Origin of the sequence: Flagellimonas yonaguniensis, from assembly GCF_029193885.1 — a bacterium.
GTDB classification, from domain to species: Bacteria; Bacteroidota; Bacteroidia; order Flavobacteriales; family Flavobacteriaceae; genus Flagellimonas; species Flagellimonas yonaguniensis.
On sequence record NZ_JARFVB010000024.1, the window covers coordinates 1 to 22,487 of the forward strand.

General features: G+C 39.1%; 19 protein-coding genes, 1 tRNA gene and 1 rRNA gene. 4 read left to right on the forward strand and 17 right to left on the reverse strand.

Features of this window, described 5'->3' with window-relative positions; all coding sequences use genetic code 11:
* Window positions 1-36: 36 nt before the first annotated feature.
* From PY092_RS18990 to nhaD, 16 genes are all read right to left on the reverse strand, one after another.
* Window positions 37-780, reverse strand: a complete 744-nt coding sequence (locus PY092_RS18990; protein ID WP_275617320.1) for a peptidylprolyl isomerase — start codon at window positions 778-780, stop codon at window positions 37-39.
* Window positions 781-826: 46 nt separating this feature from the next.
* Window positions 827-1,132 (reverse strand): hypothetical protein, encoded by a 306-nt coding sequence (locus PY092_RS18995; protein WP_275617321.1) that lies wholly within the window; start codon window positions 1,130-1,132, stop codon window positions 827-829.
* Window positions 1,133-1,163: 31 nt separating this feature from the next.
* Entirely contained in the window at window positions 1,164-1,817 is a 654-nt protein-coding gene (locus PY092_RS19000; protein WP_275617322.1) for a hypothetical protein, read from the reverse strand.
* A 70-nt stretch (window positions 1,818-1,887) separates the two neighbouring features.
* Window positions 1,888-2,277 (reverse strand): hypothetical protein, encoded by a 390-nt coding sequence (locus PY092_RS19005; RefSeq protein WP_275617323.1) that lies wholly within the window; start codon window positions 2,275-2,277, stop codon window positions 1,888-1,890.
* Window positions 2,278-2,301: 24 nt separating this feature from the next.
* Window positions 2,302-2,706 (reverse strand): hypothetical protein, encoded by a 405-nt coding sequence (locus PY092_RS19010; protein WP_275617324.1) that lies wholly within the window; start codon window positions 2,704-2,706, stop codon window positions 2,302-2,304.
* A gap of 124 nt (window positions 2,707-2,830) precedes the next feature.
* Complete coding sequence (locus PY092_RS19015) at window positions 2,831-3,811, reverse strand: phosphotransferase (RefSeq protein WP_275617325.1); 981 nt, start codon at window positions 3,809-3,811, stop codon at window positions 2,831-2,833.
* Window positions 3,812-3,882: 71 nt separating this feature from the next.
* The gene (locus PY092_RS19020; protein ID WP_275617326.1) at window positions 3,883-4,542 is read right to left on the reverse strand and encodes a hypothetical protein; all 660 of its coding nucleotides are present in this window, start codon (window positions 4,540-4,542) and stop codon (window positions 3,883-3,885) included.
* 65 nt (window positions 4,543-4,607) lie between these two features.
* A complete protein-coding gene (locus PY092_RS19025; RefSeq protein ID WP_275617327.1) occupies window positions 4,608-5,504 on the reverse strand; it encodes a hypothetical protein in 897 nt (298 codons plus the stop codon).
* A gap of 114 nt (window positions 5,505-5,618) precedes the next feature.
* Window positions 5,619-6,293 carry a recombinase family protein gene (locus tag PY092_RS19030; RefSeq protein ID WP_275617328.1) on the reverse strand — a complete coding sequence of 225 codons (675 nt, stop codon included), beginning with the start codon at window positions 6,291-6,293 and terminating at the stop codon, window positions 5,619-5,621.
* A 911-nt stretch (window positions 6,294-7,204) separates the two neighbouring features.
* On the reverse strand, window positions 7,205-8,476 hold the full coding sequence (locus PY092_RS19035; protein WP_275617329.1) for a site-specific integrase: 1,272 nt from the start codon (window positions 8,474-8,476) through the stop codon (window positions 7,205-7,207).
* Window positions 8,477-8,706: 230 nt separating this feature from the next.
* Window positions 8,707-8,781 (reverse strand) — tRNA-Val (locus tag PY092_RS19040).
* A 71-nt stretch (window positions 8,782-8,852) separates the two neighbouring features.
* Complete coding sequence (locus tag PY092_RS19045; protein ID WP_275617330.1) at window positions 8,853-10,064, reverse strand: bifunctional folylpolyglutamate synthase/dihydrofolate synthase; 1,212 nt, start codon at window positions 10,062-10,064, stop codon at window positions 8,853-8,855.
* Entirely contained in the window at window positions 10,064-10,948 is an 885-nt protein-coding gene (locus PY092_RS19050) for an energy transducer TonB (RefSeq protein ID WP_275617331.1), read from the reverse strand. The genes PY092_RS19045 and PY092_RS19050 overlap by 1 nt, the downstream gene beginning before the upstream one ends.
* On the reverse strand, window positions 10,948-11,334 hold the full coding sequence (locus PY092_RS19055; RefSeq protein WP_275617332.1) for an ExbD/TolR family protein: 387 nt from the start codon (window positions 11,332-11,334) through the stop codon (window positions 10,948-10,950). The genes PY092_RS19050 and PY092_RS19055 overlap by 1 nt, the downstream gene beginning before the upstream one ends.
* Window positions 11,335-11,344: 10 nt before the next feature.
* The gene (locus PY092_RS19060; protein WP_275617333.1) at window positions 11,345-12,037 is read right to left on the reverse strand and encodes a MotA/TolQ/ExbB proton channel family protein; all 693 of its coding nucleotides are present in this window, start codon (window positions 12,035-12,037) and stop codon (window positions 11,345-11,347) included.
* A 57-nt stretch (window positions 12,038-12,094) separates the two neighbouring features.
* Complete coding sequence (gene nhaD / locus PY092_RS19065) at window positions 12,095-13,480, reverse strand: sodium:proton antiporter NhaD (protein WP_275617334.1); 1,386 nt, start codon at window positions 13,478-13,480, stop codon at window positions 12,095-12,097.
* A 236-nt stretch (window positions 13,481-13,716) separates the two neighbouring features.
* Here nhaD and PY092_RS19070 point away from each other — a divergent pair, with 236 nt between their 5' ends.
* From PY092_RS19070 to PY092_RS19085, 4 genes are all read left to right on the forward strand, one after another.
* Window positions 13,717-14,859, forward strand: a complete 1,143-nt coding sequence (locus PY092_RS19070) for an acyl-CoA dehydrogenase (RefSeq protein ID WP_275617335.1) — start codon at window positions 13,717-13,719, stop codon at window positions 14,857-14,859.
* A 308-nt stretch (window positions 14,860-15,167) separates the two neighbouring features.
* Window positions 15,168-19,673 carry a glutamate synthase large subunit gene (gene gltB, locus PY092_RS19075; RefSeq protein ID WP_275617338.1) on the forward strand — a complete coding sequence of 1,502 codons (4,506 nt, stop codon included), beginning with the start codon at window positions 15,168-15,170 and terminating at the stop codon, window positions 19,671-19,673.
* Between the two features lie 8 nt (window positions 19,674-19,681).
* Window positions 19,682-21,148, forward strand: coding sequence for a glutamate synthase subunit beta (locus PY092_RS19080; RefSeq protein ID WP_275617336.1), 1,467 nt, complete (start codon window positions 19,682-19,684; stop codon window positions 21,146-21,148).
* Window positions 21,149-21,378: 230 nt separating this feature from the next.
* Complete coding sequence (locus tag PY092_RS19085; protein WP_275617337.1) at window positions 21,379-22,320, forward strand: hypothetical protein; 942 nt, start codon at window positions 21,379-21,381, stop codon at window positions 22,318-22,320.
* A gap of 55 nt (window positions 22,321-22,375) precedes the next feature.
* Here the strand turns inward: PY092_RS19085 and rrf are convergent.
* Window positions 22,376-22,487: ribosomal RNA gene (gene rrf / locus PY092_RS19090) — 5S ribosomal RNA — on the reverse strand.

Here is a 22,487-nt window from a genome sequence, read left to right on the forward strand (position 1 = left end):
ATCAATGAGAAGAAAATTGAAAAATAAAAACTAAGTTTAACCCAAGGATAGATCAAATCTGGGCAGTCCATTTGCCATGGTCAGTTTCATCCGGCGAAGGTGGGTCAGTTTACCCGGCTTATCCACCCTAATAAACTTATCCTTTTCATTTTCAGTTTGAGTAAAGGTTTCCTCAATTTCGGATAATTTTAAATACTCAAACTCCCCTGTTTCCCTTTCGTTATGTGTTTTTAAAACTACAAAATGCCAGTTTCTATCTTTTTGAATGGATTCAAAAATCTCATTTTTCTTATGTTCGGCAATAGACCTTTCGAATTCGGGAACCATCCTGCCTTCAGGAAACCAACCCAGATTCCCTTGATTTTTATTAGGATCCATCGAGAATTCATCTGCAAGATTCCCAAAGTCTTCTCCATTTCTATATCTAGAAAATATCTCCTTTTTAGTATTCCGAATTTCAGAGCTGGACATTTTTCCACCATCCAACCATATGTATTTAACCTTGAATTCCTTTTTAGTTTTTTTATGTAGAATACGATAATAAGACTTATTGAACTCTTTTACTTTACCCAATTCAATGCCACGTAAAAATTCCTCGAAACCAGAATCGCTTGTTGTTTTGACAATTCGTTGTAAAGAAAAACAAGGATTATTCAATTGGACACTGTCTACTTGATTTTGATTATCTATGCTCTTAATTATTGACTCATATCTATTGTTCTGTCCAAAACAAAAAGACACTACAAAAACTGCAAGTATTGAATATTTAATTTTTTTCATAAATGAAGCACAATGTGTTTATCGTTTAATTGAACTTTAAAGGTGATTAATTCAATTGACATTTTTCAAATGTCTTATTGAAATCACGAATCCGTTTAAAATTAAGTTCTCCTTCCAGTTTTTCATATTCTGCCCAAAGCATAACATCTCTCGTATCAAATACTGCATTATCAATGTATTTTTCAAGATTATTTATATCTCCATGTGCCAAGAATATAATACATCGAATTACCCTATCAGTTTTTAGATAATCTGTTTCTGAAATGGCATTACTAAGTAATTCAATTGCTTTACCAGCCGAATCTTTGAAATCAAGTTTTATCCTTTGTTGAATATCCTCTTTGAAGGTCATCGTTTATTTGAACTTTAATTATTAATAATAGTTATTTTAATACGATGGTTTGTTCAATCGGTTCGTTGATATAATCAAAATCTAGTTTTTTCATTTTGTGTATTGGACTGTCAAACCCAATAATATTGTTTCCACTAAATGACCTTAAATCCAAAACCTGAAATTTCCTTTTGTACTTAGAAATAGTAAGTTTTTCCAAATCCACTATTCCTATTTTTTGATGAGTCCCTCCAAAAAAGGACTTGTCCCAGATTGGCATTGCCGCCTTTTGTCCATTGCGAGTCCAAATTACAGGTCCACCGCAATTTTCTGTAATTAGAATTTCTTTAGTGTCATTTATTATGACCTTACATTTTCCGTTTAAAGGTGAACCCATTCCAATTTCTTTAAGATCGGAATATATCAATGTAGCCTTATTTTCATTTTCATTTCCGTTTGGATTCTCAATCGGAAAATCCCAAGGATTAGGGTATTTTAATGATTCCATAGTAAACCCAACAATTCTACCAATTGAAAGTTCGTCAAATTTTAATGCCTGAAGAATCGTTCGAGCTTTGTCTTTATCCGATTTTTTGGCTCTATCAAATTCATCCATTAGACCACTTTCCCAAAGACGTTCATTTCCCGTCATTCCTTCAATTCCGACAATGCTATTCGCTTTAAGGTAAATTTCTTCTTTGGTCATTTTCTTACTGGAACAACTTGATTAATAGGATTTAGTCTTCACCGTTTATTTAAACTTTGTTTCGCCTCCACTATTTGTTATGTGAAGGTTTTAAGGTTTTGTATATGTTGGCTCCAAACACAAAAATTGAAACAGTACTGACTATTAAAATTGATGGTCCAAATCGGTCATTCACAATTCCTATAACTACTGTAGCAATGAATATGATAAAATGAGTCATGGATAAATTCAAGTTGGTTTTTTTGCCCAATAAAGCGGCAATTCCATAACCTATTATAAAAATCAACCAAGAGCCAAAAACAATGTACAATGTTATTATCCACATATTAGAATAGTCATATGACCAACCAACCGTTTTATTCAATTCACGTATTTCGTTTTCACTAAAATAATTTCCGATCAGAAAGGATATGATTAAAATCCAGAACATTCCTTTTTCAAAAATCCATTTCCATCTCATCGTTTATTTGAACTTTATGTCAATTTATTTATTTGGTCTTTGATTTTCTCGCACCCTTTTCAGGTAAATAAGCTTTCCTAAAAACTCTTCTTCTTTTAACACCAATTCATCCGAACTAGCATTAAAAATCGAATAGGTAAAACGGGAAATTTTTAATGTGTCTCCCTTCAATGAATAACTTGTTTCGATTTTGCCCTCCCCATTATTAAAATAAGACCTGCCATTATCTAAAAACAATAATTCCAACTTAACAGTATAAGGCTGCCCATTTAAAGTCATGTCGCTGCCATCACCTCCATCCAAATCAGTTTTCTTATATGCTGACCACTCTCCCAGTACTAGGCTTGTTTCATCTTTATTTTGGCCAAAAACCATATGTAATGGAACTAATAGAATCATTATGGCTTTTAGAATCTTATTGTAATTCATCTAATTCTTGTGATTTTGTATGTCTTTATTATAATTCAATCATTATAAACCCCAGACTTCATCGTTTTTTTGAACTTTAGTAATGGTATTCAGTAACTAGTACTTTTCAGAAATACGTTTTTAATTAAAGTGATTTATAGTAATCCATCCAGGACTTGATTCTTCCCACAAACATTTTCAAATAATTTTCAGTCAAAAATATGTTTGACCAATCAAACCTTTGTGCTTGTACACCGAGATAAAATATAAAAATAGAGGCTCCAGCTGCCGGAATAAATTCGGTTTCCTGTTCTGAAAGTTCTCTTACCTCCCGATAGCCATTTAGGAAAGTTTCAACTTTAGATTCATATACCTTTTTATCTGACTCTATGTGAAACAATTGGATAAGGAAATAACCAATATCTAAAATCAAAAATCCATTTCCGCAATTGTCAAAATCAAATATTGTTATTTCCTTGTTTTTCTTGATACTTACATTGTCATACCAAACATCAAGATGGACTATTCCTTTTGGAATTACGGAATCTTCAAGTTTTTTAAAGGTTTTGGATATTTCTCCTCCGGTATTTTTTAGATATTTCATTTCGGGCAAATCTTCTGAAAAGAATTGGGCCAAAAGTTTATAAGGTGTTTTTAAAAGTAATTCTGAATTATAGTTTGTCCGATTAATGGTTTTATCTAATGTAATGCTATGAAATCTTGCCATAAGAGAACCCATGATAAAACAGGTTTCATCGTCCATGAATCGTATTTTTTCACCTTCAGCGAAAGAAAAAAGAACAACATGTCGAACTCCTTCTGGAGCATCAATATCTTGAATGAGTTTACCTTCTTTATCCGAAATTGGAAATGAGACCGAAAGATTTTTTTCGCTTAAAAGTTGTAAAAGCCTTAATTCTTCTTGAATTTCGGTTTTGGTTCTCCATTTATAACAATAAACCCTTACAGCATATTTGTGATTTCCTGCAAAAAGGAAATAAGTATGATTTACTCCCGTCCTGAATAATTTACATTGTATTTTTCCTCTTAAACCATACTTTTCTTTAACATATTCACCTAGCTTCTTATCTGATAAAATTGATGCAATTATTGGGAAATTTGACATTCGATTTCTTTCTAAATTATGGGGTGACTTGTTTTATGTATCGTTTAATTGAACTTTGTTTTGACTCAGTTTTATTTGTTTTTCCGTTTAGCTTTTCTATTCATTTTTCTAATATCCCTCTTTTCAAGCCTTATGGCCTTTTTATCCCTTTTTTGTTTATCATTTTGGGTCAGAAAATGAATAGCAAGAACAATTTGTACATTTCGGTCTTCCAGATCCCAATTTTGAGGATATTCTATTATATTCCAGGCCAGAAAATTTCCAGAATCAAAAGATCCAACGTTTTCTAATTTTTCAGCATAACCTTCTAGATACGGATTTGATTCCCCCATTTTTTTTAAGAACCTGATGAAATTTTCATTTTGGCTGAAACAAATGCTTTTATATTCATACTTCGGTTCTATTGTCCTCCAAGTCTTGCAAAGACCCCATATTTTATCAAATGTTGAATCAGATATTTCAGAATATAATCTTTTCTGCCTTCGCCAACTTATTTTGTCTTGCACATAAGATTGTTTCCAATCTGCTAAGTCAGGCAAAGAAAATTTAAAACAATTCCCGAATTTGGTCTCATCCACACTGCCACAAAGTTCTCTCTGCACAAAATCTGCCATAGTATTCAAGTCCTTGACCTCGGTATCAGAAAAATATTCGTTTAGGTCAACTTTGGATTCTTGTCCAGTACAAATCCCTAAACTTAGAATACATATAATTAGCAACTTATATTTCACTGGGTTAGATTGAATCAAACTTATCTTGATCGTTTATTTGAACTTATTAATTTTGCTTAAAAACCTTACTCAATAACAACTAATGGATATGTTGAATTCACTAAGGTCATTTCCTCTTCATTTAATTCCTCAAATGATTTTTTAAACTTCGCTTCTGCCAGTTCCTTCTTTAGAATCAGAATTTGATGTTTAATTAACTGAACAACATCCGCATAAACTCGATACTTTGCCTTCTCATTGGTTTTCAATGCAATTATGGCGTCTGACTGGTTCTTTTCAAAATAGTCTTTTAAAACAGGTTCAAGATGTTCCAATCCCATGGATTCACCCTTACAAATGATGTTGCTCTCATGGTTGATTTCAATATCCAATGCCTTTTCTATTTGATCTTCAGTGGGACTTTTTAGAATTGTTGTACTATAATCAACTCCAGCAGAAGTTGGGATTAAATCAAAAACAAAGAATGTTGACAGCTTATAATAATCCAATCTAAGATCCTCTGCATTCAATATATCCGATACTGTTTGGGCTACTTCTTTCCTTTCTAATCCATTTCCGTTTGACAAGATTTTCAACAATGCATTTGAAAAGTCAATCATTGTGTTAGAATCATTATTATCACTTTCCTGAAGAATATTATTCTGACATTCATTTAATTCTGATTTCTCTGGTCCAATAATTTCTCTCCACTGCTGAACGAAGGGTTTTGAAGGCAATTCAATAAGTTTCCCACTAGCCATATTTTTAAATGCCTCATATAGGGATTCTGGTGTCCCATCCTGCACTAAACCTTCAGAAATAAGTAGGTCTTGATGGTCTGAAATTAATTGTTCTAGTACTTCTCCCTTATCTTCCATCGAGGCTTTAAGACAATTCATAATCTCGATTTCAATTCGATTTACTTGTCCATATATTGACGTAAAACAAAGTATTCCGAATAGTAATGTGAGTGCTTTTCTCATTTCAATATTTAGACTCTTCCTCCTTTATTGGAATTGGTATATTTGAATTTCTCTAAATGTAGGAAATTTCCATTAATCATAAATTGGGTTTTCGGTGAAAGGGGAGTAAAACAGTCAATTGGGTTTGATTTTCTTCTTGTGCTTTTTGCAATAAGCTTTGTCCAATGCTTGTTTCTTGTCCCAAAATAGATTTCCACATTCAATACACTTTCTTCTGCCTTGATACGCCAAATATTTATAGAGGGTCTTTTTAGAACCAACATCAATGAGCTTCATGATCTCCTCAATGCTCAGTTTATTGTCCCTATAGTATCGTTCTGCCAACATAGCTTTGTTCAATGCCTGTTTACTGAGACCAGGCTTTCTTCCAATTTTCAATCCACGTCTTCTTGAGCTTTCCATTCCTGCCCGTGTGCGTTCAATAATAATATCCCTTTCCAATTGGGCAACCGATGCGAATAGGTTGAAGATAAACCTGCCGTGTGGGGAAGTGGTATCAATGAAACTTTCCTGAATGCTTTTGAAGTGGATTCCTTTCTTTTCAAAATCTTCGATGAGTTTAGTGAGGTGTGAAAGGCTTCTGGCGATTCGGTCCAGTTTCCAGACTACAAGAGTGTCTCCTTCACGCAAAATGGATAAAAGTTCATCAAGACCCTTTCTTTCCGCTTTTGCTCCAGATGAAATATCGGCATAGATGTTCTTGGGTTTGATTCCTTCCTTTAAAAAGGCATCCACCTGTAAATCGTGTTTCTGTGATTTTGTGCTCACTCTTGCATAACCGAACTTCATCCTAGGTGTAAAAAAGGGTATATAAGGTAAACTATTTAAGTGTACCGAAAAAGTAAACTCTTTGGAATCAGTGAACTTGTTTAAGAGTGAAAGTTCAATAAAACGGTGCCTTAAAAACCCTGGTCTTGAAATAGAAATTGGTATAAAAGCGAACGCAACGAAGTGGAGTGCTGCAAGCCCCAAATCTTACCTTTAACTAATACTACTGAGCGAGGCAAATTTTATCTAAATCACATTCCTATTTTCATTTTTCCGTGAAAAACGCCTTGATTTTATTGGGCTGAACCCTATTTTCCGTGAAAAAGATCATTTCATCAAATACTTGATCAATGATGTAAACAGGATTGAGGATACACAATGTGAAAACTCCAAAAAAACCATTTTTTCATCAAAAATTCATTGATTTTACTGGGCTGAACGCATTTTTTCATCAAAAATGGGAAAACTGCTGCTAAAATAAATTTCCCATTGGGATACTGTTATTGATACTGTTGACTAAACCTCAGAAAACCATTTTTTAGTAAAAAACACGTTGATTTTACAGGGTTGTAGGCCTTTTTTAGCAAAAAACGCATCAATCGCCATTAATCAATATTTTTGAAAAACACTCTAAAAATGGGCTTTTCCGAAGGAAAATGAATCAATAGCGCTGCGCCAGCACGCTATCCTCTTGCTACTCATTTTTTCTTTGCAAGGCAAAGAAAACCTGAATAGCACAGTTAATGAGATAGATTAATAAAGTCTTTAATTATACAAATAGGTCATTGCACCCTATTCCAATTTTACTTCACGTTTATCTTACCGATCACTATAAAATTGAAACAGGAACCACGTGCAAAAGTTGGGGTAAGTATTTGGGACTACAAATCTTTAATTGTATGATATCTTAATATAAGTAACATCAAACTAACCTAAAAAATAGAGTTTCCAAACTTCTCACTATCATCCTTTGAGTCAGAAAACTTAGTTTCCAGAATTGAATCCAAACCATGCATATCTTCACTGATTTTATGGTCCAGTACACGTGCGTAAATCTGAGTAGTGGCCAACTCTGTATGCCCCAATATCTTGGAAACCGTCTCTATGGGTACCCCATTGCTCAATGTTATAGTTGTAGCAAATGTATGCCTGGCCATATGAAAAGTAATGTGCTTTTTGATATGACAAGAATCTGCAATCTCCTTTAGATAACTATTCAATTTTTGGTTTGAAATTTTAGGGAATAATTTATCTAACTGTCTTTTCGGATGATATTGATATCTCTTAATTATCGACAATGTGGGGCCCATTAAAGGTAATTTGAAACTATTATTGGTTTTCTGCCTTTTTGTACTTATCCAATACTTACCATCGATACCCAAAACGAGGTTATCTTCATTAAGATTCATTATATCACAATACGCTATCCCCGTGTAGCAACTAAAAACAAATAAGTCCTTCACAATTCGTAAACGCTCTATCCCTGTATGATAGTCTTGGATTTTTTGGAGTTCGGACAAGTTCAAAAATTCCCTTTCCTTTCTTTCCATCTTAATCTTAAATTTTTGAAAGGGATACTTTTCTATCCATTCATTATGTACGGCCATTCTTACCATTTTTCTCAAACGCTGGATGTGTTTCATGGCTCCATTGTTCGAAAGCCTTCCATGATGGTGGATTGGGTGTAGTTTCCGCAAATAGGTCTCGAAACCCACAACAAATTGGTGATTGAGCTGTGACAATCTATAATCATTGCATTTGTATTGTTTCTTCAAATAGGCCAACAAGTACTTCTGGGTGGTCTTATAATGGCTCAGGGTCGCTTTGCCAAGGTTATGGGCAGCATGTAGATTGTGGTGTTCAAATAGTTTAGTTAAGGTGACTTGATCTGTGTCTTCTCCGAAATACTTCTCCTTGACCATTTGCGGAGTGATATTCGGCGTCTTGGATCGGAGTTCACGATAGCATTGAAAAAGTTCAGTTTCGACTTCCATCAGATAGGTGTTGATTTCTTGTGCTTCTGGAGCGCGCCCCAGAACCCTCGACCCCTTTCTGTCCCAACTTTCTATTGGGATCGTATATTTCAGGCTCATGTTAACCCTTTGTTTATCAACGGTGATACGGGCATAGATCTTGGCCGTTCCGTCATTCCTTCGGGCAGTGCTTATCCAGAAACTGATTGAAAATGTAGACCGGGTTCTCATAGGTTTTGTGTTAAATTGAACGAAAAATACCTACGAAAGTCAAATACTAAGATGCTGTAATATAGTGATTTACATTCTTATCTGGTTAACACTTTACAGAAAAATATTTACTAACCGAATTGCAAACCAAAACATATCAAATCAAACCAATTCAAAAAAAGGTCCAAAACGTCAAAACCTTGCAAATCAATTAGATATGCAAGGTTTTGTTTTCTTTTGAACTCTAAAAGTGGGCGCTGAGGGATTCGAACCCCCGACCCCCTCGGTGTAAACGAGGTGCTCTGAACCAACTGAGCTAAGCGCCCATTCATTTTTCCCGAATGGGAGTGCAAATATAAGACTGTTTTTGATTTAAAAAACAAAAAAATGAAAAAAATTACACGACTTCGGCAACAACAAATGTGCTTCCCCCAACATATACCATATCCTTGGGCTCGGCATTCTTGGTGGCTTTCTTTAACCCTTTTTCCACCGACTTATACGCTTTTCCATTCAGTCCCAATTCCTTAGCCAATTCCTGGAGCTCAAAAGCATCCATACCTCTTGGAATACCGGGTCTCACAAAATAATATTTTGCATCCTTTGGAAACAGCCCAAGTGCAGCCCTGACATCTTTATCTTTCACAAAGCCTAAAACGATATGGAGCTTTTTGTACAATTGTTTTTGGACCTGCTTTAAAACCAATTGAAGTCCCTCCTTATTGTGGGCCGTATCGCAAACCACCAACGGATTTTGTTGCAGTACCTGCCACCTGCCCAATAGTCCTGTGTTTTCCACAACCTTTTTGAGTCCTTCAGAAATTGCCCCTTCTGGGACATTAAAATCTTTCAATTGATGAATACAGGCGATCACACCATTGATGTTCTTTTGCTGGTATTCCCCCAACAAATCGGTCGCATATCCTGTGACGGGTTCTTTATCCGCAAAAACAATATTGGATTTAAGTTGATGGGCAATCAAATTGAAAATCATTTTGGTCTCTGGTTGGGTCTCGCTAATGACCACAGGAACCTTTGGTTTTATGATTCCAGCCTTTTCCAAAGCGATTTTCTCCAAGGTATCCCCCAAAAATTGGGTATGGTCCAACCCTATGTTCGTAATCAAGGATACTTCTGGTGTTATAATGTTGGTAGAATCCAAACGCCCCCCCAATCCCACTTCAATGACAGCAACATCCACTTTCTCTTCTGCAAAATAACTGAAGGCCATTCCCACCGTCATTTCAAAAAAGGAGAGTTTATGATACTCAAAAAATGGCTTGTGCTGTTCAATAAAATCGGTTACGAACTTCTTACCGACAACCTTTCCATTGATTTTGATACGCTCCCTAAAATCCTTTAGATGAGGAGAGGTATAGAGTCCAACTTTATAACCTGCCTCCTGAAGAATGGAAGCCAACATATGACTACTGGAACCTTTCCCGTTGGTTCCAGCTACGTGAATACTTTTAAATTTTTTCTCGGGATTGTCCAGTGCATTACAAAGATGGATGATGTTGTCCAACTTGGCATTGAAAGCCGTCGCACCCTTTTGCTGGTACATTGGAAGTTGTCCGAACATCCAGTCCAAAGTTTCTTTATAGGTCACTACTGCCCCAGTTTAAAGTTGACGACAATAAAGCCAGTTTGCTGTGCATGAGCTTTGGAATCATTATTCCATCGATAACTTAACGCAGTTTTTTCTGCAGCATCCAATAAACATTTAGCCGTATTTGTGCTTCCCTTAATACCTGGTTTTGCACTTATCACTTTTCCACTTCTATCAACCTTGATTTCAACAACCACCTTCCCTTCTTGGTTGCAATCTTGTTGGAATTTATTACTACTAACCAATTTGCGACCATTCAAGCCATATCCACTACCTCCACTTCCATTTCCAGGTCCACCATAATAGGATGCAGCATAAGGGTCGCCATCAGGCTGCCCCTTATCACCAGCACGATCATCATCGCCCTCACTGCCCGTGGCTGTGCCATCGGATTTGCCGATACCTCCGATAAGGGCGTCAACACTTTTTTTCTTGGCCTCCTGCTCTTGGCGTATACGCTCTTCGGCCTCCCGTTTTTCACGGGCGATTCGCTCTGCTTCGATCTTGGCTTTTTCCGCTTCTTCCTCTGCTTTCCGTTTGGCTTCCTGCTGCTGCCTTAGCTTGATGGTTTCCTCATCGTCACTGGTCAACACTTCTTCAACAGGAGCTTCCTCTACTACGGTTTCTTCTGGTTGGACAGGCTCCACTTGTTCCTGCAGTTCGGGTTGGCTTTCTACTTCCCTAGGTTCTGAACGCACTGGTTCCGTAGGCTGAACTTCTCCACTACCGTAATCCATGGTTCCGAAATTGACCGCAATACCCTTTTCAATGGGCGGGTCGAGATAGGTCAATCCTATATAAAAAAGCAATAGGAGTAATGCGCTTAACAAAAGTGTTGTAAGCGTAAAGGACTTTTTCTTGTGTCTCGTATCTAAAAAGGACATTATTTTGGCCGCACCGCCAAGATAACCTTGTAACTGTTCCTGTTGGCAATGTCCATCACGTTGACCGCTTCTTTAATGGCTACGCTTTCTTCTGCTCTAAGGATGATTGTGGGCTTTTCTTGACCTTCAAGTGCCTTTTTTAATTCAATTTCAATGTATTCCTTGTTGATTTGCTGGTTGTCCACAAAATACTGTAGGTTCTTATCTATCGTAACCGAAACATTCTGTGTATTCGTGGATTTTCCCTTTGCCTTTGGCAAAAGCAAATCCAGTGCATTTGGAGCATTGGAAGTCAACATAAAAAACACCAATAACAGGAACACTATGTCCGTCATTGATGACATGCTGAATTCCGGGCTTATTTTGTTTCTTCCCTTCAGTTTCATAGCTAAAGGTTTAAATAGGTTCGTTCAAAAGATCCAAGAACTCTACCGCATTGGCCTCCATTTGATGTACTACCTTATCGGTTCTGTTCACTAAGTGGTTGTAACCGATATAAGCGATGATACCAACCACCAAACCAGCCACTGTTGTGGTCATTGCGGTATAAATACCAGATGCCAACGAGCCCATCTCGGCCTGGCCTCCACTACTGGCCATTTCATGGAATGCCAAAATCATACCAATTACGGTACCCAAAAAACCAATCATAGGAGCCGCACCGGCAACGGTAGCCAAAACACTAACGTTCTTTTCTAGTTTGTACACTTCCAATGTTCCTGCGTTCTCAATGGCCGTATTAATGTCATCCAAAGGTTTTCCGATACGGGCAACTCCTTTTTCAGTCAATCTGGCCACTGGAGAATCTGTTTGGGCGCACAACAATTTTGCAGCCTCCAATTTTCCGTTCATCACATGGTCGCGAATCTGGTTCATGAAATTCTTATCTATCTTGGACGCTGCCTTAATGGCAAAAATACGCTCAAAATAAATGTACATAGCTACAAATAGAAGAACAAAAAGCACTATGATAATGATAATACTTCCTGTTCCTCCATTGACAATAAGATCGATTACGGACAAGGTCTTCTCTTCGGAAATTGAGGCAGTTGCCTCAGCGCCTTCCGTTACTTCTTGAAAAATATTCATATAAAATCCCCAATTTAAGTTGCAATTATAACGGAGATTTTTGAACTAAAGTATTTTTTAGAACAAATATCGCATCACCATATAGCAAATTGCTCCTGCCAAGAACCCTACAAAGGCCAACCACGATATTTTTTTAAGATACCAGAAGAAGTCGATTTTCTCCATTCCCATGGCAACAACACCTGCTGCAGAACCAATAATGAGCATACTACCACCTGTTCCTGCGGAATAGGCTATAAAATGCCATAACTGATCATCCAAAGGCTCAGAGAACATTCCCAAACTTGCAGCTACCAAAGGTACGTTGTCTATAACGGCAGAACCAACTCCCAATAAAAGCACCACTAAATCGGATACCTGGGTACCGGCCATTTCCGTTCCTATCAATGGCATTCCTTGTTTCAGCCCTTCAGCAAAGTTGAAAAGCATACCTAGGGACTCCAACGAGGCCACCGCCATCAAAATACCCAAGAAGAATAGAATACTTGGCAACTCAATTTTGGTCAAAGCACTATGTACTGGACTGTGGTGAGCATGATCATCACTATCCTGATCTACATTGGAAATAGAAAACTTGGAACTACTGTATATTTCGGCAAAAGTGGAAACCACGGCCAAAGAAAGCATCATTCCCACGTATGGGGGCAAATGCGTAATCGTTTTAAAGATCGGCACAAAAACAATCGCACCGAGGCCCAGATATAGCATTGTCGGCCCAAACTTGGATTTTGACGTTTCCTCATCCTCTACATCTATCTGTCCTTTGAAAGCAGGAAGGAACGATGCAATAAATGATGGAATGACCATACATACCAAAGATGGTACCAACAAATGTTCAATGAGCATGGCAGTCGAAACCTTATCCCCTATCCACAACATGGTAGTGGTCACATCCCCAATTGGAGACCAAGCACCACCTGCATTGGCCGCAATAATGATCAAACCTGCATACCAAAGCCTAACGTCCCTATCCTTGACAATTTTCTGAAGAATGGAAATCAACACAATCGTAGCGGTAAGGTTATCGATAATAGCTGAAAGGATGAATGCCAAAAAGGAGAATATCCAAAGGATTTTCTTTTTGCTCCTTGTCTTTACAAAGGATTTAATCGTAGAGAACCCATCAAAATAGTCGATGATTTCCACAATGGTCATGGCACCTAAAAGGAATACCAGTATTTCAGCGGTCTTTCCTAAATGATGCAATAAGGTTTCCTCCAGAAGCTCCATTTTTTCCTCATGACCAAAGGTTCCAAAGTTTTCCAACAAATGATGCGCACCGGAATCGAACCACGTGGTAAAACCATCAATTCCAAAAGACATAAGGGCCCACATAACTGCCATCATGGCCAAAGCGGGAATAAGTTTATCTATTTTTAAATTATGTTCTAGGGTAATTGCCAAATATCCAATTACAAAAATGACAACTAAAAGGGTTTCCATGTTAAGTTTGGTTTAATTAAGGAATAATATTTTTTGAGCAGTTATCTGTGCGGCTAAAGATATTCAAAATGAATATTTCCGCATAATCTTATTGATATAAAAATATGTGAAAGAGAAATGTCATTTTTTTAAAAAAATTGAAAAATTCAAACATTCTCATTTATTTCAGCCTATCCATAGAAAATTAATATTGGAAAACTATATTTGTAGGTAGTTTTTAAATATTATTCAGTTTTATGGATTTCACACTTTCCGAAGAACAGTTAATGATACAACAAGCGGCAAAGGATTTTGCCCAAAACGAACTTTTGCCAGGAGTAATCGAGCGCGACGAAACCCAAACATTCCCAAGCGAACTAGTAAGAAAAATGGGCGAGCTCGGCTTTTTGGGGATGATGGTCAACGAAAAATACGGTGGCAGTGGACTTGATACCCTATCCTATGTGTTGGCTATGGAGGAGTTATCCAAAATCGATGCTTCAGCCTCAGTTATGGTATCTGTTAACAACTCTTTGGTTTGTTGGGGGTTGGAAACCTATGGAACTGAAGAACAAAAGGAAAAATACCTTACCCGATTGGCTTCGGGCGAAATTATCGGCGCATTCTGCTTGTCCGAACCCGAAGCGGGAAGTGATGCAACCTCTCAAAAAACAACAGCCATAGACAAAGGCGACCATTACCTATTAAATGGAACAAAAAACTGGATAACCAACGGGAACCAAGCTGAAGTCTATCTCGTAATTGCCCAAACGGACAGAGATAAAGGTCATCGTGGTATAAATGCCCTAATTGTTGAGAAAGGAACGGATGGGTTTGACATTGGGCCAAAAGAAAATAAATTGGGCATTCGAGGAAGCGACACCCACTCATTAATGTTCAATGATGTAAAAGTATCCAAGGAGAATCGTATTGGAGAAGATGGTTTTGGATTCAAGTTTGCCATGAAAACCTTGGCTGGCGGTAGAATTGGCATTGCCGCTCAAGCTCTTGGAATTGCAGCAGGAGCCTACGAACTTGCACTAAAATATTCCAAACAACGAAAAGCATTTGGCACCGAGATCGCCAACCACCAAGCCATCGCCTTTAAATTGGCCGATATGCATACCAAAATACAGGCAGCCCGCCATTTGGTTTACCAAGCAGCATGCGATAAAGACACAGGAAACGATTACACCCTTTCAGGTGCAATGGCCAAACTATACGCTTCTGAAGTTGCCATGGAAACCGCTGTTGAGGCCGTCCAGATTCATGGTGGAAATGGGTACGTTAAAGAATATCATGTGGAGCGCTTGATGAGGGATGCCAAAATCACGCAAATCTATGAAGGCACCTCCGAAATACAGAAAATTGTTATTTCAAGAAGTATCCTAAAAGATTAAATCAACACACCCCCTCCAAAAAGAGGGGGTGTGTTGATTTAAACAGCTTCTCATTTCCCAAACTCCCTGCTTTTTAAGAAGCATCTCTTCTTCAAACAACCCATATCCACGAAAAATAGGCTTTTACAGCTAGGGAAGGAGGTAATTTTATAGCTCAATTTGAGATAATGATAATTTAACTTTCCATATATTCTCAAATTGAGTTTTTTTTAAACCTCGAAACATTGTGTTGATTATTTATCTGATAATCAGTAAAAATATTGCTATTTATTCATTCATTTTGATATTTTTGAGGAAATACGTTAATGATGGGATTGAAGAAACAAGGTTTATACCTACCGGAATTTGAGCATGATAACTGTGGCGCAGGTTTTATCTGCAGCCTAAAAGGAATTAAGTCCAACGATATTATACATAGAGCCCTCGAGATTCTTGATAAATTGGAACATAGAGGTGCCGTGAGTGCAGATGGTAAAACTGGTGATGGGGCAGGAATATTAATAGATATTCCCCACAATTTTTTTGTGGATGCCTGTCCTTTCGACCTACCTGAAGCAGGGGAATATGCAGTAGGAAACGTATTTCTACCACAAAAAGAAAACCAACGTGATTTTTGCATCAAAGTACTCGAAGAGAACATTGAAAAGCAAGGTTTACAATTATTGGGTTGGAGACAGGTACCGGTGAACCGCTCCGTTCCAGGGAGAATAGCTGCCGAGACCGAGCCTTATGTCATGCAGGTTTTTGTGGCCAAGGGTGAGTCCTTGGACGATTTCCAGTTCAACCTTAAGTTATTCATTGCACGCAAAATAACGGAACACACCGTAATAGAAAGCAAATTATCGGAAAGCGAATTTTTCTATTTGCCCAGCCTTTCCACCAAAATCATCATATTTAAAGGTCTCTTGGTCCCAAAAGACATCAGTAGATATTATGAAGATCTTTTGGACCCCAGGGTAGTGACCCGATTGGCATTGGTCCACCAAAGGTTCTCCACCAATACATTCCCAAATTGGGATTTGGCACAACCATTTAGGTATATGTGCCATAACGGAGAGATCAACACCTTACGAGGAAATGTGTCCCGCATGCGTTCGCGCGAAGAATTGATGGAAAGCGATTGGTTCGGTGAGGACATTAAAAAAATACTTCCTGTTGTGCTACCGGCCAAATCAGACTCCGCCAGTATGGATATGGTTGTGGAACTATTGTTGATGACAGGACGTTCCTTGCCAGAAGTAATGATGATGTTGGTGCCCGAAGCTTGGGAGAAAAACCCCGACATGTCAGAAGCCAAGAGAGCGTTCTATGAATACAACTCCTGCCTTATGGAACCCTGGGACGGACCAGCCTCCATTCCATTTACCGACGGGAATTACATCGGAGCGGTACTCGATAGAAATGGATTGCGCCCATCAAGATATTCTGTGACCAAACAAGGGTATGTAATCATGTCTTCCGAAACAGGAGTGGTTGAACTTGAACCTGAAGACATCGAATTCCACGGAAGACTGGAACCAGGAAAAATGTTCTTAGTGAACATGGAAGAGGGAAGAATTGTGAATGATGAAGAAATCAAAGAACATATTGCCAAACAACATCCCTACAAAAAATGGTTGAACGATAATCTGGTACACCTTCGGGACATTCCTTATAACGATTGCCCAGTTTTCTTTGGCGAATTTCCTTTAAAAACAAGAAGGACCGCCTTTGGATATACCCAAGAAGACATCAATACCATTATAATGCCAATGGCACAAAATGGTAAAGAACCTATTGGTTCCATGGGCTCCGATACGCCCATCGCCGTATTGTCCGAGCGTCCGCAATTGATCTACAACTATTTTAAACAACTGTTTGCCCAAGTGACCAATCCGCCATTGGACGGTATTCGGGAGGAATTGATAACAGATATTAGTTTAACATTGGGAAGTGACCATAATATTTTTGATTTCTCGGAATTGCACTGCCGAAAACTTAAAATCCAAAACCCCGTGATCTCTAAAGAGGATTTGGACAAAATCAAAAATTACGATGCCAGTCCAGATTACAAAGTAGTGTCCATTTCCATGCTTTATGAAATCAAAAAAGGGCACAATGGACTGGAAGAAGGTTTGGATTCCATACTGCAGCAAGCTTCAAACGCTATTGATGAAAATGCCAACATCATAATTCTATCCGATAGAATGGTAAGTGCAGAAATGGGACCTATTCCAGCACTTTTGGCTTGTTCTTACGTAAATAGTGGACTCAGAAAACTGGGCAAACGATCTAAATTGAGCATTATCATCGAATCCGCTGAGCCAAGAGAGGTCCATCATTTTGCTTTGCTGTTCGGTTTTGGAGCAAGTGCCATCAACCCTTATCTGGTAAACGAAATCATCGGTGAGCAAATAGAAGAGAACAACATTACCGACTACACTTTTGAGGAAGCCATCAAAAATTACAACAAGGCCATTGGAAAAGGCATCCTAAAAGTGATGAACAAAATCGGGATATCCACACTCAACTCATACCGGGGTTCCCAACTCTTCGAATGCATCGGAATCAACACTACGGTAGTCGACAAATATTTCCCCAACACTCCTACCCGTATCCAAGGAATCGGGTTGTATGAAATAGAAAAAGAAGTGACCAAACGCCACAAAAAGGCATTTTTATCACAAGAAATAGCTGGCAATCTCGATATTGAGGTCGGTGGAGAGTACCGATGGAGAAGAAATGGCGAGAAGCACATGTTCAATCCATTAAGTGTAGCCATGCTTCAAAAATCGGTGCGCAACAACGAGCCAGAAACTTATAAAGAGTATTCCAAATTGGTCAATGAGCAATCCAAACACTTAATGACCATCCGTGGACTGTTCGAATTCTCGAACTATGACCCCATTCCCATTGAAGAAGTGGAACCTTGGACGGAAATCGTAAAAAGGTTTAAAACCGGGGCAATGTCTTACGGAAGTATCAGCAAGGAGGCGCACGAAAACCTTGCGATCGCGATGAACCGAATTGGAGGAAAGAGTAATTCGGGTGAAGGAGGCGAGGATTCGGAACGTTTCTATAAAAGTCAAACAGGCGATTGGAGAAACAGCGCCATTAAACAGGTAGCCTCAGGTAGATTTGGGGTAACCTCCAACTACCTGACAAGTGCACAAGAGATTCAAATTAAAATGGCACAAGGGGCCAAGCCGGGTGAAGGTGGACAACTACCCGGTCCAAAAGTAAACCCAGCCATTGCCAAAACAAGGAATTCAACACCTTATGTTGGGTTGATATCACCACCTCCCCATCACGACATTTATTCCATTGAAGATTTGTCGCAGTTAATCTACGATCTTAAATCTGCCAACAGAGAGGCAAGGGTCAATGTAAAATTGGTATCCGAAGTTGGCGTGGGAACTGTGGCAGCTGGTGTTGCCAAGGCCAAGGCCGATGTTATCCTGATTTCTGGTTTTGATGGCGGAACCGGCGCATCTCCTTTAACCTCTTTGAAACACGCCGGACTTCCTTGGGAGCTGGGAATCGCAGAGGCTCAACAAACTTTGGTCTTGAACGACTTGAGAAACAGGGTGGTATTGGAATGCGATGGACAATTGAAAACAGGTCGGGATGTTGCCATAGCCTGTTTGCTGGGAGCCGAAGAATTTGGATTTGCCACTGCTCCACTTGTTGCATCCGGTTGTGTTATGATGCGTGTTTGCCACCTAAACACCTGTCCAGTGGGTATTGCAACCCAGAACCCTGAACTAAGGAAAAAATTCGAAGGAAAACCCGAGCACGTAGTCAACTACATGTACTTTGTTGCTCAGGAGCTTCGTGAGATTATGGCCAAACTTGGTTTTAGAACTTTGAATGAAATGGTCGGGCAGGTTCAGAAACTGGACAGAAAGAAGGCCATCGAGCATTACAAAGCTGCTGGGATAGATTTGACGCCTATTCTTTATCAAGTTGATGTGTCCGAAGGTACCAAGTTCCACAATACAGAAAAGCAAACTCACGAAATAGATAAATCCATTGAGTTTGAAATCATAGGGAAAGCGCACCCAGCCCTGTTCAGAAAGGAAAAAACCACATTGGATTTCCCAATCGTTAACACAGATAGAGCTGTCGGAGCCATCATTAGTAATGAGATTTCAAAAATTTATGGTGCGGACGGATTGCCAGAAAACACCCTCAAACTAAACTTCACAGGTTCTGCAGGACAAAGTTTTGGCGCTTTTGCCACAAAGGGCCTTACCATGGTGGTCAATGGAAACACGAACGATTATCTTGGAAAAGGACTCTCAGGGGCAAAGTTGGTCATCAAAGTACCATTTAAATCAACCATAAAACCCGAGGACAATATTATCACAGGAAACGTTACCTTATATGGAGCAACTTCGGGCGAAGCCTATATCAACGGTAAAGCAGGCGAACGTTTCTGTGTTCGAAACTCTGGTGCCAAAGCCGTGGTGGAAGGCATAGGCGATCATGGCTGTGAATATATGACAGGCGGAGTGGCCGTTATCCTTGGTTCCGTTGGACGAAACTTCGGTGCCGGCATGAGCGGCGGTATTGCCTACGTCTACGATAAAGACAATACGTTCCGACAAAAATGTAACGGAGACCACTTGAACCTTCTTCCTGTTGATGAGGATGTTGACATTCAGCAATTGAAAGATTTGATTGAAAACCATTACAACGCCACCTTGAGTCCATTGGCACAAAGTATTCTTGAGAATTGGGAGAAATGCCTTCCAAAGTTTATTAAAGTATTCCCAGAAGAATACCGCCAAGCACTTATTAGATTAGAAGAAGAAAAAATGCAAACCTTATAATTTGAGACATGGGAAAGATTACAGGATTTATGGAATTTGACAGAAAGGATGAGACTTATGCCCCTGTCAAGCAACGTATCAAAAACTATAAGGAGTTTACAAAACCTTTAAAGGAAAGTGAGTTAAAAAACCAGGGCGCACGTTGCATGGATTGTGGAATTCCATTTTGCCACAGTGGTTGTCCCCTAGGCAATTTGATTCCAGATTTTAACGATGCAGTGTACAAGGGAAAGTGGGAAAAAGCAGCAGAAATTCTACATTCCACAAACAATTTTCCTGAATTTACCGGAAGATTATGCCCTGCACCTTGTGAAGAAGCATGTGTCCTGGGAATAAACGAACCTCCAGTTTCCATAGAAAACATCGAAAAAAACATTGTTGAGACCGCGTTTAAAAACGGTTGGGTAAAACCTGAAGCTCCGATGAATCGCACCGGTAAAAAAGTTGCAGTAGTAGGTTCTGGTCCAGCAGGTCTTGCCGCAGCACAACAATTGAACCGTGCAGGACATACGATTACCGTATTCGAAAGAGACGAAAAACCAGGTGGTCTTCTTAGATATGGTATTCCTGATTTTAAAATGGAAAAGAGCGTAATCGACCGAAGGTTAAAAATCATGGAAAAAGAAGGAATAGCATTTAAAACGGGGGTCCATGTTGGTGTGGATATAACAGCCACAGAACTTCAGCAAGAATTTGATTCCATAGTACTTTGTGGAGGCGCAACGGTTAGACGAAACCTTCCCGTTCCCGGAGCGGATGCCAAGGGGGTGGTACAGGCTATGGATTTTTTACCACAGAACAACCGCAAAGTAGACGGTATCCCTTTTACAGGCGAGGACATTTCCGCCAAGGGTAAAAAAGTAATCGTAATCGGAGGTGGGGACACAGGTTCTGACTGTATCGGCACTTCCATAAGACAAGGTGCCACATCCGTGACAAACTTTGAAATCATGCCCAAAGGCACACCGGACCGTCCCGAAGGGCAACCATGGCCATTTTGGCCCATGCGCTTACGTACCAGTTCTTCCCATAAAGAAGGGGCGGAGCGTGTATTCAGTATTTCCACCAAAAGATTCAATACAGACAAAGATGGAAATTTAACAAGCTTGGTAACTGTAGAAGTTGAATGGATCAAGCAACCTGGCCAACGACCCATGCTTAAAGAAGTAGAAGGCACAGAAAAAGAATGGGACTGTGATTTGGTCCTATTGGCTCTGGGCTTTACGGGGTCGGAGACCACGGTTGCTGATCAACTAAACCTTGAAATGGATTCAAGAACCAACATTAAAGCTTCTGTAGCGGATTATAAAACAAATGTTCCCGGGGTTTTTGTGGCTGGTGACCAAAGAAGAGGCCAATCCCTTATTGTTTGGGCCATTTCTGAAGGAAGACAGGCTGCTCACTACGTGGACACTTATTTAATGGGAAAATCCGACCTACCCTTAAAGGGGGAGGGGGACCTTCCAAGAGTTTAAAAAGCTTACATAATTCTCAACTAAACTTGCTAAATTCCTCTAGGCTTAGCTTAGAGGAGTTTTTATTCCTCAGATAAACCTACCAAGCATGTACACATATCAACCATTTATACATCAAAAAGCCTGAAATATAAAATTGTTTGTATCTTCAAAAGAACCACCATACCTTACCAAACCATAAACTCATTGCTATGTATTAAAAGAGCTTACTAACTCTTAATACATCACTCATGAGAAATGCAATTACAATTGGCTTTTTAATGTTCGTATTGTTCGCCTGCAAAACCAAAGAAAAAGAAACAAATGAAGAAACTTCGACTCCTGAAAAGCCACCGTTAGCGCTCGGCCAAGTCAATGTAAGCACAAAAAGTATGGAGTTCTTTGTTGCAGACACCCTCTATTCGGGCTGGAACACCTTCATTTACGAAAACGATTCACAGGAAGTCCACTTTCTGATAATGGATCTTTATCCTGAAGGAATTACCATAGAAAACACCAAAACGGAACTACTCCCTCCTTTTGATGATGGCATGAGATTCATTATGGAAAACCAAATGGATAGTGCCATGAACGCATTTGGTAAAATACCGGAGTGGTATCAAAAAGTAAAATTCTTGGGGGGGACGGGTCTGGTATCACCTATGCACACTGTAAAAAGTACCGTAAACCTAGAACCTGGGCGGTATATAATGGAGTGTTATGTGAAAATGTTCAATGGTGAATGGCATACCTCCCATGGAATGCTAAAGGAAATTATAGTGACCGATAAAACCACTGACTTGGTTCCTCCCACTCCGACAGCTACTATTGATATATCAAGCAGCGATGGAATCCTCCTAAGAGATAGTCTTTCTTCCGGTGCACAGATTTTCCAGACTAATTTTATAGATCAAAAAGTATATGGGAATTTTGTTGGCCATGATGTTAACTTGGTCAAATATGATACTAATGCTTCATTGGATTCCTTGGTTCAATGGATGAACTGGATGGATCCAAGGGGACTACGTACACCAGCGCCTGAAGGATTCACTTTTTTGGGTGGAATGAATAATTTACCAGCTAAAGGCAAGGGCTTTTTTGAAGCTGATTTAAAACCTGGAAACTATGTGCTCATCTCCGAAGTTCCTGCTGCTGATGAAAAAAGACTTCTTTACAAGTTCTCCATTGATTGAAAACCCAAAAACCTGTGCATAAAAAAAGCCCTTCACGTATTGTGAAGGGCCTTGAGGAAGGCGGCGACCTACTCTCCCACCTGGTGTGGCAGTACCATCGGCGCAAACGGGCTTAACTTCCCTGTTCGGAATGGAAAGGGGTGGGCCCCGTCGCCATGGCCACCTAG

What these genes read in the sequence shown, in the direction of transcription:
- PY092_RS18990 (WP_275617320.1), bottom strand. Translation starts at nt 780, where the DNA reads ATGAAAAAAATTAAATATTCAATACTTGCAGTTTTTGTAGTGTCTTTT.
- PY092_RS18995 (WP_275617321.1), bottom strand. Translation starts at nt 1,132, where the DNA reads ATGACCTTCAAAGAGGATATTCAACAAAGGATAAAACTTGATTTCAAA.
- PY092_RS19000 (WP_275617322.1), bottom strand. Translation starts at nt 1,817, where the DNA reads ATGACCAAAGAAGAAATTTACCTTAAAGCGAATAGCATTGTCGGAATT.
- PY092_RS19005 (WP_275617323.1), bottom strand. Translation starts at nt 2,277, where the DNA reads ATGAGATGGAAATGGATTTTTGAAAAAGGAATGTTCTGGATTTTAATC.
- PY092_RS19010 (WP_275617324.1), bottom strand. Translation starts at nt 2,706, where the DNA reads ATGAATTACAATAAGATTCTAAAAGCCATAATGATTCTATTAGTTCCA.
- PY092_RS19015 (WP_275617325.1), bottom strand. Translation starts at nt 3,811, where the DNA reads ATGTCAAATTTCCCAATAATTGCATCAATTTTATCAGATAAGAAGCTA.
- PY092_RS19025 (WP_275617327.1), bottom strand. Translation starts at nt 5,504, where the DNA reads ATGAGAAAAGCACTCACATTACTATTCGGAATACTTTGTTTTACGTCA.
- PY092_RS19030 (WP_275617328.1), bottom strand. Translation starts at nt 6,293, where the DNA reads ATGAAGTTCGGTTATGCAAGAGTGAGCACAAAATCACAGAAACACGAT.
- PY092_RS19035 (WP_275617329.1), bottom strand. Translation starts at nt 8,476, where the DNA reads ATGAGAACCCGGTCTACATTTTCAATCAGTTTCTGGATAAGCACTGCC.
- PY092_RS19050 (WP_275617331.1), bottom strand. Translation starts at nt 10,948, where the DNA reads ATGTCCTTTTTAGATACGAGACACAAGAAAAAGTCCTTTACGCTTACA.
- PY092_RS19055 (WP_275617332.1), bottom strand. Translation starts at nt 11,334, where the DNA reads ATGAAACTGAAGGGAAGAAACAAAATAAGCCCGGAATTCAGCATGTCA.
- PY092_RS19060 (WP_275617333.1), bottom strand. Translation starts at nt 12,037, where the DNA reads ATGAATATTTTTCAAGAAGTAACGGAAGGCGCTGAGGCAACTGCCTCA.
- nhaD (WP_275617334.1), bottom strand. Translation starts at nt 13,480, where the DNA reads ATGGAAACCCTTTTAGTTGTCATTTTTGTAATTGGATATTTGGCAATT.
- PY092_RS19070 (WP_275617335.1), top strand. Translation starts at nt 13,717, where the DNA reads ATGGATTTCACACTTTCCGAAGAACAGTTAATGATACAACAAGCGGCA.
- gltB (WP_275617338.1), top strand. Translation starts at nt 15,168, where the DNA reads ATGGGATTGAAGAAACAAGGTTTATACCTACCGGAATTTGAGCATGAT.
- PY092_RS19080 (WP_275617336.1), top strand. Translation starts at nt 19,682, where the DNA reads ATGGGAAAGATTACAGGATTTATGGAATTTGACAGAAAGGATGAGACT.
- PY092_RS19085 (WP_275617337.1), top strand. Translation starts at nt 21,379, where the DNA reads ATGAGAAATGCAATTACAATTGGCTTTTTAATGTTCGTATTGTTCGCC.